Origin of the sequence: Methylotuvimicrobium buryatense 5G (assembly GCF_000341735.1) — a bacterium.
GTDB classification, from domain to species: domain Bacteria; phylum Pseudomonadota; class Gammaproteobacteria; order Methylococcales; family Methylomonadaceae; genus Methylotuvimicrobium; species Methylotuvimicrobium buryatense.
In genome coordinates this window covers 986,182-999,993 of the sequence record NZ_KB455575.1, presented here as the reverse complement: position 1 = coordinate 999,993, position 13,812 = coordinate 986,182, and the positions used below count along the sequence as shown (strand labels likewise).

The 13,812-nt window shown below is 51.1% G+C and carries 12 protein-coding genes; 6 read left to right on the top strand and 6 right to left on the bottom strand.

The annotated features are described in order from the left end of the window. Positions 1-14: 14 nt before the first annotated feature. The 3 genes from ychF to METBU_RS27940 all read right to left on the bottom strand — a co-directional run bounded on the left by ychF (position 15) and on the right by METBU_RS27940 (position 1,957). Complete coding sequence (ychF, locus tag METBU_RS0104530) at positions 15-1,106, bottom strand: redox-regulated ATPase YchF (RefSeq protein WP_017839495.1); 1,092 nt, start codon at positions 1,104-1,106, stop codon at positions 15-17. Positions 1,107-1,273: 167 nt separating this feature from the next. Beyond that, the gene (locus METBU_RS0104525) at positions 1,274-1,699 is read right to left on the bottom strand and encodes a protein YgfX (protein ID WP_017839494.1); all 426 of its coding nucleotides are present in this window, start codon (positions 1,697-1,699) and stop codon (positions 1,274-1,276) included. 111 nt (positions 1,700-1,810) lie between these two features. Next, on the bottom strand, positions 1,811-1,957 hold the full coding sequence (locus METBU_RS27940) for a hypothetical protein (protein WP_175421680.1): 147 nt from the start codon (positions 1,955-1,957) through the stop codon (positions 1,811-1,813). A 52-nt stretch (positions 1,958-2,009) separates the two neighbouring features. Here METBU_RS27940 and ygfZ point away from each other — a divergent pair, with 52 nt between their 5' ends. From ygfZ to METBU_RS0104510, 3 genes are all read left to right on the top strand, one after another. Further along, positions 2,010-2,999, top strand: coding sequence for a CAF17-like 4Fe-4S cluster assembly/insertion protein YgfZ (ygfZ, locus tag METBU_RS0104520; protein ID WP_017839493.1), 990 nt, complete (start codon positions 2,010-2,012; stop codon positions 2,997-2,999). A 513-nt stretch (positions 3,000-3,512) separates the two neighbouring features. Beyond that, entirely contained in the window at positions 3,513-4,355 is an 843-nt protein-coding gene (locus METBU_RS0104515; protein ID WP_017839492.1) for an HDOD domain-containing protein, read from the top strand. Between the two features lie 95 nt (positions 4,356-4,450). After that, on the top strand, positions 4,451-5,422 hold the full coding sequence (locus METBU_RS0104510; protein ID WP_017839491.1) for a COX15/CtaA family protein: 972 nt from the start codon (positions 4,451-4,453) through the stop codon (positions 5,420-5,422). A gap of 128 nt (positions 5,423-5,550) precedes the next feature. Here METBU_RS0104510 and METBU_RS0104505 read toward each other — a convergent pair whose 3' ends face one another. Together METBU_RS0104505 and METBU_RS0104500 are read right to left on the bottom strand one after the other, a co-directional pair. Further along, positions 5,551-6,003, bottom strand: a complete 453-nt coding sequence (locus METBU_RS0104505; RefSeq protein WP_017839490.1) for a nucleoside deaminase — start codon at positions 6,001-6,003, stop codon at positions 5,551-5,553. A gap of 177 nt (positions 6,004-6,180) precedes the next feature. Next, positions 6,181-6,795, bottom strand: a complete 615-nt coding sequence (locus METBU_RS0104500) for a TetR/AcrR family transcriptional regulator (protein ID WP_017839489.1) — start codon at positions 6,793-6,795, stop codon at positions 6,181-6,183. A 104-nt stretch (positions 6,796-6,899) separates the two neighbouring features. On the opposite strand from METBU_RS0104500, the gene METBU_RS0104495 reads away from it, so the two are divergent. From METBU_RS0104495 to METBU_RS0104485, 3 genes are read left to right on the top strand one after another with little or no spacing between them, the layout of a single operon-like run. After that, a complete protein-coding gene (locus tag METBU_RS0104495; protein ID WP_017839488.1) occupies positions 6,900-8,114 on the top strand; it encodes an efflux RND transporter periplasmic adaptor subunit in 1,215 nt (404 codons plus the stop codon). Positions 8,115-8,120: 6 nt separating this feature from the next. Then, positions 8,121-11,306, top strand: a complete 3,186-nt coding sequence (locus tag METBU_RS0104490) for an efflux RND transporter permease subunit (RefSeq protein WP_017839487.1) — start codon at positions 8,121-8,123, stop codon at positions 11,304-11,306. Continuing rightward, positions 11,303-12,772 carry an efflux transporter outer membrane subunit gene (locus METBU_RS0104485; protein ID WP_017839486.1) on the top strand — a complete coding sequence of 490 codons (1,470 nt, stop codon included), beginning with the start codon at positions 11,303-11,305 and terminating at the stop codon, positions 12,770-12,772. The genes METBU_RS0104490 and METBU_RS0104485 overlap by 4 nt, the downstream gene beginning before the upstream one ends. A 243-nt stretch (positions 12,773-13,015) precedes the next feature. Here the strand turns inward: METBU_RS0104485 and METBU_RS0104480 are convergent, their stop codons facing one another. Further along, the gene (locus tag METBU_RS0104480; RefSeq protein ID WP_017839485.1) at positions 13,016-13,624 is read right to left on the bottom strand and encodes a hypothetical protein; all 609 of its coding nucleotides are present in this window, start codon (positions 13,622-13,624) and stop codon (positions 13,016-13,018) included. Between the last annotated feature and the right edge of the window lie 188 nt (positions 13,625-13,812).

Below are 13,812 nucleotides of genomic sequence, written 5' to 3'. Positions count from 1 at the left end.
CCGCTCTTGGTTTGTCAAACGTTGAAACGAAAATGCATGACATCGCCGTCTTTAACGACATAATCTTTGCCTTCGAGACGCCATTTACCGGCATCTTTTGCGCCCTGCTCACCTTTGTATGTGACGAAGTCTTCATAAGAAATGACTTCGGCGCGGATGAAACCTTTTTCAAAATCGGTATGAATGACTCCTGCGGCTTGCGGAGCCGTGGCGCCGACGGGTATCGTCCAAGCTCTGACTTCTTTGACGCCGGCCGTGAAATAAGTCGATAGATTAAGCAATTGGTAACCGGCGCGTACGACTCGATTCAAACCCGGTTCATCCAAGCCTAAATCATCAAGAAATTCTTGTTTTTCGTCCTCATCAAGCTGCACGATTTCCGCTTCGATTGCCGCGCATACCGGCACCACCATGGCGCCTTCTTTGTCGGCAAATGCTTTTACTTTGTCCAATATCGGATTATTTTCAAAACCGTCGTCTTGAACATTGGCGATGTACATCGTGGGTTTAACGGTTAACAGACACAAGTCTTTAATCAGGGCCATATCATCATCGGATAAATCCATCGCCCGAACCGGTTCGCCGGTGTTCAAATGTTCGTTAACTTTTTCCAATACGACTTTTTTGGCCAGTTCGTCTTTGTTGCCGGATTTCGATGCCTTGGCCGCCCGTTGCAAGGCCCTTTCGACGGTCGCCATATCGGCCAGCGCCAATTCGGTATTGATGACTTCGATATCGGCTATCGGATCGATTTTTCCGGCGACGTGAATAACATTATCGTCTTCGAAACAACGAACGACATGTGCGATAGCATCGGTTTCGCGAATATTGGCAAGAAATTGATTGCCCAGCCCCTCGCCTTTTGAAGCACCGGCAACCAATCCGGCGATATCGACAAATTCAATCGTGGTTGGCAGTACACGTTGAGGATTGACGATTTCAGCGAGTTTATCCAACCGCGGGTCGGGCACGGCAACAACACCGACATTGGGATCGATAGTACAAAAAGGATAGTTTTCGGCGGCGATTTCCGCCTTGGTTAAAGCATTGAATAAAGTCGATTTACCGACATTAGGCAAACCGACGATTCCGCAATATAGCGCCATAGAGGTCTCTGAAGTGTTTAAGCAATTGGGATAGTTGCTTTGATGATAAAAAGCCGCAAATTATACAATTTTCGAACGAATTGATGAAACAACATTCACCGAATCTTTAAGCGGCAAGCCTTAGAGCAGGCGCTAACCAAAATAATGTCGCATAAAAACCCGATTTCCTATTCTTCTGTTGAACCGGTTATTTTTAGATATACGGTTAATCTTCGAAAATCGATTTCGTCCATGGCATCGTTAAATATGACCTGGTAATGTTTTTTATTTTGCAATTCGTAATGAAAAAATATCGCAATCGGCGTTAAGACCGTTGATCCGAGAATCCGAATTTGAGCGAAGCTTTCTCCTGTGAATAGTTGCCAGCCGAAATCCTCGGAATACCTGAGCAAGCGTTCGGGATCGCTAATAAAATAGCGGCGGCGATAGACAATACCGCTAAAGGCAACTGCCGTTATCAATAGCCATTGAACATAAGGCTCGATAGCACTGAGCACAATGGCAAGCAAAGCCATCATATGCATGAGCAGTAGAATTTTGTTCTCTCGCTTCGATATTCCGATTCGCAACGTTACCAACTCTAAATGTTTCATACAATAACAACGATGGCAGCAATTCCCAATTTGGAGATCAAAAAGGGTGTGGGGTATGCTTGGCGAGGATGGCGGCAGCAGGGCAGATTTTTGCTCCTGCAAAATCTGCATTCACACCATCCTTGGCGTTTGAGCTGCCGCCAAGCCCCCATGGATGGGTTTACGGCGTTCCTCGACAGGCATACCCCACACCCTAAAATCGGCGAAACTGCTCAAACTGGGAATTGCTGCAACGATGGTTTGATATTTTTCAAGCATTAAACAGACAGATGTATAATCGGAAACTTTCAATCAACTCTAGCGATAATTCATGAATCAAGCTTGGAAATCTTTTCTTATTGAACAGCAGACACGGATTAATACCAAAACTGCCGACATAGAAAAAATCGACGATTTAGACAAACAAACCGGGCAGGTTTGTCCGGTTATCGATCTAGCCGTGTTAAAAGTCACCGGCAACGATGCAGGCCGATTTCTACAAGGCCAAGTAACTTGCAATATCAACGAACTCACTGAACAAAAGTGCAGTTTCGGGGCATTTTGTAATGTTAAAGGGCGCGTTATCGCCAATTTTCTCGTATTCAAGTCGAACGACGGTTTCCTTTTAATCTTGCCCTCCGAATTACTCGATAGCATCACTGAAAAACTACAAAAATATATTTTACGGGCCGATGTACAACTTATCGATAGCCGCGATGAGTATTGCCTAGTCGGTATCAATCAAAGCTCATTAGACTCTTTTTCGCCCGTTCCGGAGCATGAACTTCACATGCTTGCCGAGCCCTTCCGCTTGATAAAACTGCCTTCATCGAAATCACGTTATATAGCCGTTGAGTCGGCGGCAAAAGCCATCGAACTATGGTCCTTGCTTACCCAAGAACATGACTATCATGCAAGCACTCCTGAGCAATGGCGGATATTCGATATCGAAGACAAAATACCATGGGTCGATAAGGAAACTAGCGAAGAATTTATTCCGCAAATGCTGAATCTCGATCAATTAGGCGGCATTAGTTTTAACAAAGGGTGCTATACCGGACAAGAAATCGTAGCGCGTACGCATTATCTTGGAAAAACCAAAAGAATGCTGTTCTTAGCCGAATCCGATGCTGCGGAAACGCCGCCCCCAAATACGGCTATTCTCGACGGCAGCGGTCAAACCATAGGAAAAGTGCTGCGCGCCCAAAAGGAACGAAATAACATTAAGCTGCTTGCGGTTCTTCCGAATTCCGAACTCGATAGCGAAAATTTAACGCTAGATATAACGACTAAGGACAAAATCAGGCTAATAACGCTATAATTCCACAAATTATTGTGCGGTTGTTTCGAACCCCTTGCCATTAAGCTATACCCATCGCACTTCAAATTTCGGCATTGACGCATGGAGGTGCCGAGGTGTTCGGCAAAAGCTTTGACAGCAGGGATGCTGTCACAGAGCCTACATGACGTATTCACGGCGTCCTTTGACGGGACACCCCAGCGCCGAAATTTGACCAGCAAAGGGTATAAGCTGTCAAAGAAATTAAGAAATGCCGTCTTAAGGCTCTAATGTGCTATAAAAGCTTGCCATCCATGGCGGAATAACGGATTTCTGATAACTTAATGGCAGTGCCCTAAATATTCAGACAAACTGATTCCTGATTATTTACTATGGTTTTCGTAATAAATAACGTCCTGTAACTATAAGCTTTGTTGAAGGTACGGTCATTCGACATACAGGTGTCGGCAGCAGGGGGCCGCCGACAAATGCGGAATTTCCTACTTGGGCAACTTGAATTTAAACTGTAAATCTTTGATGGGAACTTGAACTCGAATGCAATTTAAATCAGTCCAGGCTTTTCTTGACCACGTTCAAAAAGAACTGGATGCCAATCGCCTGATATTGCCCACTCTCCCTGACATTGCGATAAAAGTCCGTGACGCGGTAACTAAAGGCGAAGCAACGGCGCAGCAATTAGCAGACATGATAGTCACCGACGCTGCCTTGTCTGCGCGCTTGATTCAAGTCTCCAACAGCCCTTTATATCGCGGGGTCAACGAGATCAAGAGCATTCAAATGGCGGTCACGCGCCTAGGGCTTAAAACCATTAGCTCGTTGGTAACCAGTTTGGTAATGCAACAAATGTTTAACCCGGCATCAAAAGTGCTCGAGTATTACTTCAGACAGTCCTGGGAACAAAGTGTCAATGTCTCGGCCATTAGTCGAGCATTGGCAACATGCACCCGGCATCTGAATCCAGATGAAGCCATGCTGGCCGGACTCATACACCAAATCGGAAAATTGCCTATTTTGATGCTGATTGAAGACATTCCGGAATTCAGAGACAGCCCTTCTCGTCTTGAAAAATTGCTGGAAAAAGCCCACCCAGCCGTTGGAAAAATCATTATGGATACCTGGACCTTTCCCGACGAGTTAAAATCCGTTCCGTATCAATATGTTAACTTTAGCTATGATTCGGGTGAAAAAGCCGATTATGTTGATCTCGTGCAAGTCGCTTTTTTACAAAGCATAGCCGGAACCGATCACCCTGCAACACGGGTAGACTGGTCCACCGTGCCGGCATTTGCCAAGCTGGGCCTGTCTTCCGATGCGGAAATTTTGGAAATAGAAGGATTATCCGAAGAAATAGAAATCGCCCAATCTATGTTTTCCTGATTTTCACACCCGAATTGCCCGATTCCAGACCATCGCTGGCGTAATGCAAAATTCGCATTCACCGATATCCTTTCAAAAACATACAGATCACACCAATGATTGATATTGAAGCCGCACTTAGATTCAGACGCATCGGAACCATTACCATTTTCGCTGTTTATTTCTTGATCCTGGTCGGCGGCATCGTTCGCGCATCCGGCGCCGGAATGGGTTGCCCTGATTGGCCGACTTGCTTCGGCAAATTGATTCCACCAACCGATGTTTCTCAGCTTCCGCCGGACTACAAAACCATCTATGCCGAACGCGGCTATCAAAACACCGATTTCAATCCGGTCAAAACTTGGACCGAATACCTTAACCGCTTAACCGGCGCCAGCATCGGCATTCTGATTTTACTGACCGCCTGGTCGTCCCGTATTTATCTCAAGTCCGATAAGACGGTATTTTATCTTTGCTTAGCGGTGGTTTTTATCGTCGGATTTCAAGCCTGGCTGGGTTCCGTGGTTGTCGCCAGCAATCTAAAACCGTTGATGATAACCTTACATATGCTACTGGCTTTGTTCATCGTAGCCTTGTTAATTTACGTAATAGCAAGGTCGCAGCGGGAGTTTTTTCAAAGTCTTGATACACAGTCGTTGCCCCGTGTTTTCAAGGGCGTATTGATCGCCGCATTGGTCATGACCTTGATTCAAGTCGCGATGGGCACGCAAGTTCGAGAAGCCGTCGATCTAATTGCGAACGAACACGCCTATATCGACCGTCAATATTGGCGCGATGACCTGCCCATCATTTTTTATGTGCACCGCTCGTTTTCGTCGATTATCTTGTTTACAAACCTATGGCTGGCCTGGAAGCTGTATCGCTCGTCCGCTCAAAACAGACTATTACATACACTCGGCATAGCCTTGACAGCCATGGTCGTCATTGCAATTCTCGCCGGTGTCAGCCTCGACAGACTCGGTTTTCCCGCTGCCGCGCAACCGATTCATTTATTGATGGCCAATTTTATTTTCGGTACGCAGTTTTTTATTTACATCTGCTTGATCTATTCCAAGCAGAACAGTTAAGCCGCCGAGCCTAAGGTTAACCTAAAAAGAGCAGTTGGCATGTGTCTTAGACCGTTCGTGCGGAGCCAAGTCGAAGCATGAACGGTCTACAAAACTTTCACCGGCTTGGTCAACTGCTCTTTTTAGGATTAAGCATTATCGCATTCGCCGATATCTTCAAACCAGATATGCGGCGATTGCTCGATAAAACGCCTCATCAGCTCAATGCAATCGACATCGTTCAACTCGATGATATTGACTCCCGCTTCCCTGAGCCAATCCAAATGACCTGAAAAATTGACCGATTCGCCGACAACAACAGTGCCGATATTAAACTGCCGAATCAATCCGGAGCAATACCAACAAGGAGCCAAGGTCGTCACGAGAATTTTATCGCGGTAGTTCGTTTGCCGCCCCGCCTTACGAAATGCGTCGGTTTCACCATGTACCGATGGGTCTCCGTCTTGAACCCGCCGATTACGCCCCCGACCAAGCACACGGCCTTCGCAATCGAATAATGCCGCACCAACCGGAACGCCGCCTTCGTCAAATCCCGTCCGGGCTTCTTCCAAAGCCACGGATAACATATCCGAATATTTCATCATACTCTCCAAGTTAATGGTGTTTTAAGTATAGTGTTCGCACATCAAAATTCGGTTTTTTTTAAACCCATCACCCCAGCCCGGTAGCGTATCCTACATTTTATGTATAGCGACGAGCGGAGGACCGCGAGAACCGTAAATAACGATGAATGCATGAACCTGGAAACGAGTAAAAACTCATTTTTTCAAACAACCGTGTAAAAACAAATCGACGGTCTGCCTAACCCAAAGATCTATTTCGGCCTCTTCCGGCGTTGATGCCAATCCAAGCTGTAACTTCTGAAAATGTTCGTTTCGCAGACAACTCAAAAAATGATCGGCCAAAACCCGCGGCGAAACATCCGAAAAATGCCCTTCTTGCTGTTTTTTGACGAAATAATCGACCAGCGTATCCCGGGCGCGTTGCGGGCCTTGCTCATAAAACTTTGCAGCCAATTCCGGAAAACGCAGCGACTCGCCGATTAAAATCGTCCTGATCCGCACCGCATCAGGGCGCGTTATGAGATGAACATAGTGTTTCGCGAAAACTCCCAGCGCCTCTCCCGGCTCGAGATTTTCGGGCAATCTGTCGACGAACTGGTCGCTGCAACGTTTGATTACGGCGCCGAATAACCCCGCCTTATTACCGAACCGGCTGTAAATCGTCCGCATCGATACGTGAGCATCCTTCGCGATCGTTTCCATATTCAGATCACCGTAACCGTGCTCCAGAAACAGTTGCAACGCACTGTCCAACAGGCGCTCGCGGCTTTCACACTCCTGCCCTTTCGGCGGACGTCCACATTTAACCATGCTGTCTTACTCATAAAATACATTGACAAGAACGACGATCATACCTAAATTAAACGGTAATTTGTATTACCTTTTAATCCGCAGCGATCGAGGTCGCCTTACCGATGAATCCAAAAACCGAACCAGCCCTTGCGATATATCGCCCCTCCGTCAACGAAGTTTCGCTTACGAGCGGTGGAAACATTCCGTCTTTGTCGCCAAGTCTGCTAGCGTTTTGGGTCATTACGGTTATTGCGATCGCGCTGACCGGATGCGGTGACACAGCCGAAATCCAAGCTCCACCGGCTGCCAAGGTCAAAATCGCGCACCCGCTGTCCCGTGATGTCACCGAATGGGACGAATTCACGGGCCGCATCGAAGCGATCGAAGCAGTCGAGGTCCGGGCTCGGGTCGGCGGCCATTTGGAGAAGGTCAATTTCTTCGCCGGCGAAAACGTCAAAAAGGGCGATTTATTGTTCACGATCGATCCGAAACCCTATCAGGCTCAATTGAATCTGGCTCAAGCCGAATTGGAACGAGCCAAATCCAAACGAGAACTCGCGCAGAACGACCTCGAGCGCGCCGAAAACTTATTAAAAGCCAAAGCGATATCCATCGAGGAATACGACGGGCGCAGCAAGGGCCTTCGCGAAGCGTCCGCTGCGGTGCAAGCCGCTGAAGCGAACGTTTACCGAGCCAAACTCGATCTCGAATACACGCGTATTCATGCGCCGATCGACGGACGCGTCGGGCGCGAATTGATCACGACCGGAAACCTCGTCAACGGCGGCGGCGCCGCGACGCTGCTGACCCACATCGTCTCGATCGATCCGGTCTATGTCTACATCGACGCCGACGAGCGTTCAGTATTGAAATATAAACGTCAACTCAGCGGCCGCGAGAATCTTCAAGGCATGCCGATGCAACTGAACTTGACCGACGAAAGCGATTTTCCGCATCGCGGCACGCTCGACTATATCGCGCCGAGCGCCGATACCGATACTGGCACCGTGACTCTGCGCGGCGTATTCGAAAATACCCATAATCTGTTGAGTCCGGGCTTCTTCGCCCGCGTGCGCATACAAGGCGGCGCCCCCTATCCGGCGCTATTGCTGCCGGATCGCGCTATCGGTACCGATCAGGCGCAACGCTTCGTCTGGGTATTGAATCAAGACGATCAAGCCGAATACCGTAAAGTGATTCCGGGCGCGCGCATAGACGGTTTGCGCGTCATCTCCGAGGGCTTGACGGCCGAAGACAAAGTCGTGATCGAAGGACAGCAAAAAGTCTGGCCCGGCGCCAAAGTCGCGCCAGAACTCGTCACGTTTGGCGGAGAATAAACAATCATGTACCGATTTACGCATTTTTTCATCGACCGTCCGATCTTCGCGTCGGTCTTGTCGATTCTAATCGTCATGGTCGGCGGTCTCGCGCTGATCGCATTGCCGATCGCCCAGTATCCTGAAATCGCGCCGCCGACCGTGATGGTCAGCACCGTCTATCCCGGCGCGAATGCCGCGGTCGTCGCCGAAACGGTCGCGACGCCGATCGAACAGGAAGTCAACGGCGTCGAAGACATGCTGTATTTGTCGTCGCAATCGACCAACAGCGGCAATATGGCGCTGACGATCACGTTCAAGCCCGGCACCGACCTCGACAAGGCGCAAGTCCAGGTGCAAAACCGAGTCGCGCTGGCCGAACCGAAACTGCCCGAGGAAGTCCGGCGTCAAGGCATCAGCGTCAAGAAGCGCAGCCCGGACCTCAGCCTGGTCGTCAACCTGATTTCGCCGGACCAACGCTATGACAGCGTCTACCTGAGCAATTATGCATTATTGCAAATCAAGGACACGCTCGCGCGGCTGCCCGGCGTCGGCGAAATACTCGTGTTCGGCGCGCGCGATTACAGCATGCGCCTGTGGCTGGACCCGGAAAAAATCGCCGCGCGCAATATGACGGCAAGCGACGTCGTCAATGCCGTGCGCGAACAAAACATACAAGTCGCGGCCGGCGTCGTCGGCCAACAACCGTCTCCGGAAGCGACCGACTATCAATACACGGTCAGCACCTTGGGCCGGCTGACCGATCCGGAACAGTTCGCCGATATCGTCATCAAGCAAGGTTCCGACGGAAAAATCACGCGTCTCAAGGATGTCGCGCGCATCGAATTGGGCGCGAAGGATTACAACTCCAGTTTGTACTTGGACGGCGAACAAACGGTCGGCCTGGCCGTTTTCCAATTACCCGGCTCGAATGCCTTGGACACCAAAAAAGCCATCGAAGCCGAGATGGAAAAAATGAAGACTCACTTTCCGGAGGGCCTCGACTACACGCTCGTCTACGACACGGTCGTTTTCATTCAGCAATCGATCGACGCGGTCGTCAAGACCTTATTCGAAGCGCTGCTGCTGGTCGTTATCGTGGTTATCGTCTTCCTACAGAACTGGCGTGCCGCGATCATTCCGCTGCTCGCGGTGCCGGTGTCGTTGATCGGCACTTTCGCCGTGATGGCCGGCATGGGCTTATCGTTGAATACCTTGTCGCTGTTCGGATTGGTGCTCGCGATCGGCATCGTCGTCGACGACGCGATCGTCGTCGTCGAAAACGTCGAACGCCATATCGCCGAGGGCATGAGCGCCCGAGACGCGACGCGCAAAGCGATGGAGGAAGTCATCGGGCCGATCATCGCAACGACGCTGGTGCTGGTCGCGGTATTCATACCGACCGCCTTCATCACCGGCGTATCCGGTGCGTTCTATAAACAGTTCGCTTTGACGATCGCGGTTTCGACGCTAATCTCGACCTTGAATTCGCTGACCTTGAGCCCGGCGATGTGCGCATTGTTGTTGGACCGCGCGCACGGCAACAAGGATGCTTTCACGCGCTTGCTCGACCGGCTGTTCGGCTGGTTTTTCGTCGGCTTCAACCGCTTTTTCGATCGCTTCGGAGAAGGCTATGCGCGCCTGGTCGGCCGCTTGATCCGGATGACCGCCTTGGTATTGACGCTCTATGTCGGGCTGAACGGCCTGAACTGGCTGGCCTTCGAAAAAGTACCGACCGGTTTCATTCCGCAACAAGATCAGGGCTATCTGATTCTGTACACGCAACTGCCCGATGCCGCATCATTGAGCCGCACGCAGGACGTGGTCAAGGAAGCCACTCGCATCATTCTCGATACCGAAGGCGTCGCGCATGTGATCGCGTATTCCGGCTGGTCGGTACTGACCGGCGCCAATCAGTCCAATGTCGCGACGATGTTCACCCCGCTGGACAAATTCAAGGACCGCGCCGGCAAGCCCGAACTGCATGCCAACGAGATCATCAAAAAACTGCAACAACGCCTCGCGCAAATACCCGATGCGCATATCGCGGTATTCGCGCCGCCGCCGGTGCGCGGCATGGGTTCGGTCGGCGGTTTCAAACTGCAGATTCAGGACCGTACCAGCGCCGGCATCGATGCCTTGCAAGACGTTGCCAATGAGATGATCGCCGAAGGAAACCAACAATCCGGACTTGCCGGATTATTCACGACCTTCCGGGCCAGCGTGCCGCAATTATTTCTCGACGTCGACCGGACTCGCGCGAAAGCGATGGACGTACCGTTGAAGGAAGTCTTTGAAACGCTGCAAATCTATTTGGGCTCGATGTACGTCAACGACTTCAATAGCTTCGGGCGGACCTACCAAGTCGTCGCGCAGGCCGACTCCGAATACCGAATGCTTCCGGAAGATATTACCGAATTGAAAACCCGGAACGCAGCCGGCGGCATCGTGCCGCTCGGCTCGCTCATCGACGTCAAGGAAATCACCGGTCCGGACAAGATCACGCGCTACAACATGTATCCTGCCGCCGAAATCAACGGAGGCACCTTGCCCGGAATCAGTTCCGGCCAGGCCATCGATATCATGAGCCGCTTGCTCGACCAACAACTGCCGCCCGGATTCGGCTACGAATGGACCGAACTGAGCCTGCAGCAAGTCTTGGCCGGCAACGTGGCATTCCTGGTGTTCCCGCTCAGCGTCGTGTTCGTATTCCTGGTGCTCGCCGCACAATACGAAAGCTGGTCATTGCCGCTTGCGATCATCTTGATCGTGCCGATGTGTATCTTGTCGTCGATGACCGGCATCTGGCTCAGCGGCATGGACAACAACATCTTTACCCAAATCGGCTTCATCGTACTGGTCGCGTTGGCCAGTAAAAATGCGATTCTGATCGTCGAATTCGCGAAGCAGCGCCAGGAAAGCGGGCTCGACCGCTTCGCAGCCGTCATGGATGCTTCGCGAGTTCGGCTGCGTCCGATTCTGATGACATCGTTCGCATTCATCATGGGCGTTTTGCCGCTGGTGCTGGCGCAAGGCGCCGGCGCCGAATCCCGCCGCTTGCTGGGCACCGCGGTATTCAGCGGTATGATCGGCGTCACGCTGTTCGGCCTGTTGTTGACGCCGGTGTTTTATGTCAGCGTGCAGGGACTGGTCCAACGTCTGACCTCTTCTCGGAAACAAAAGCCGCAACACTCTACATCGGATTCTGAATGATGAAACAAGTCATTTTTACGAATAGCAGCCGGGCGCGGTCCAATCTCGGATTGGGTCTGACTTCGTTATGCCTGACATTGCTCAGCGCCTGTGCGGTCGGTCCCGATTATCGACTGCCCTTTATCGAAACGCCGCAAGAATTCGGCCAGGCCGTCCATCCCGAATTTTCCAAGGAAGGCATCGAGCTTAACTGGTGGACCTTGTTCGAGGATAGCCAGTTGAATGACTTGGTCGAACAAGCCGTCGAGCACAATTACGACCTGAAAACGGCCTATGCCAATCTCGAAGAAGCCCGCGCGCTGTACTTGGAATCTGGATTGGATCTTGTCCCCGTCATCAACTCGCGTGCGGGCTATACCGACCAGAAACGCAGTTTCGGCGCGATGAATAACCGCACCTTCGCGCCGCGCGAATTGAAACTGTATAACATCGGTTTCGATGCCTTTTGGGAACTGGATTTGTTCGGCCGCGTTCGCCGCAGCGTCGAAGCCAGCGACGACGAAGTCGACGCACAAGAAGCGAGCCTGCGCGATTTGAGCGTAAGCCTGATCGCCGAAGTCGCGCGTAATTATTTCGAGTTACGGGGCTTGCAAAATCAATTGGCCGTCGCACAAAAAAACGCCGAGAATCAGGCCGAAACAGCCGAAATCACGCAGTCCAGGCTCGTAAACGGTCGAGGCACCGAACTCGACACATCGAGAGCGCTTGCCCAACTCGAAGCCACGAAAGCCGGTATTCCGCCCCTAAAAAGCGCGATCCAAAAAACGATACATCGTCTGAGCGTATTGACCGGGCAATTTCCCGGTGCACTGACCGAACGATTGTCGCGCCCTGCCCCGTTGCCGAAATTGCCCGAAACGATTCAGATAGGCTCGCCGGCCGAACTGCTGCGCCGCCGCCCCGATATCCGCATCGCCGAACGCACATTGGCCTCATCGACCGCGCGCATCGGCGTCGCAACGGCCGATCTTTTTCCGCGCGTCACCTTCGTCGGTTCGATCGCACTCGAAGCCAGTTCCTTATCGGGACTCGCTACGGGCGGTTCGGACGCTTTTTCGGCGGGTCCGAGAATCACTTGGGCAGCGCTGGATCTCGGCCGCGTCCTCGCCCGTATTGATGCAGCCGATGCCCATGCCGAAGCCGATTTGGCACAATACGAACAAACGGTTTTGAATGCGCTCGAAGAAACCGAAAACGCATTGATCAATTACAACCAGGAGCGCGCCAGACGAAAATTGCTGGCCGCGGCGGCCGAGGCAAGTCAAAGAGCCCAAGAACTCGCTCACTTGCGCTTCAATGCCGGTCTCAGCGATTTTCTGACGGTCTTGGATATCGAATCGAGACTGCTGCAGGATCAGAGCAGCCTAGCTCAAAGCGAGACCGCGACCGCTACAGCGCTTGCCGCGTTATATAAGGCCTTGGGCGGCGGTTGGGAGACGACTCTAGAGACTAATGATGACGATTGATTTAAATATAATTTTTACGAAGTTCATTAGACTTCGCTCATTCCCAAGCTCTTTGCTTGGGAATGCAGTACGGGAAGCTCCAGCTTCGCGAATTTGGCAAACTAGAGCTTGCGAGACTGAATACCAAGGAGTTTGGGAAACAACAAAATTTACCGCGTCTTGAACGGCGTTTGCGGCTATAGGCGTCATTGTTCGCTAATTTTCCAGGGAAATTACCTGACCGGATCGGCAAAACTGCCTTTATCATTGCTCTCCTTGACTGACGACTACAATAGCCAGTCTGCGGTACGTCATCAAAACCATGATGAATACGCATGTTAACCCCAACACGGCAGGGAAAAGAACGGTAGTCAGTGAATGGTGTTCAAGCGCCATAACAACCAATAGATTGCGGATAGCGAACAAAGCATAAAAGTGTAACGGCTCGGATGTCGGCTGGTGATAGGCTTTGCGAATCGTAGGACCGAACCCCAGCACATCCACTGTTGTGAGAATAACAACCGCCCAGAGCGGATCCGAGGTGAAGTACCACAGCGGTAAAGAAGATAACGCCGTTACCAGGAAAACCCAATCCGTTTTTGCGATCGTTACATCCCCGCGCTTTGCGAAAGCTAAGATGGCAATGAAGATCGTAAGAATCCCCGAAACCCCGATTGGCCAAGCCCCAGCGCCGCCCTTGTTATTAAGTTGCGCCAGAAAAACCACGAAGGTGGTTGTACCCCAAATCACCCAAGAAAATACATGCGGTTTGGTCGCACCTTTCAAAATGGAATATATGTAAGGAGCCGTCGCCAGAAAAGTCAATACGATGGCAACAATGCTCAATAGCTCTTTGTAAGATACGGTTTCCATTGTTTCTATTGCCTATTTGCCTAACATTACCAATCACCCTGCGGCGACGAGTGATCCATTTGAAAACGCCAGACTTTGCCGCGCGGGTGCATTGGATTGTTATTCGCTCGGGTTACGCCTCGGCACCATTTAGCCTTAGGCGCATTGCCAGTGGACCAATTTTGGAGATGTCATCGACACGAGATTGT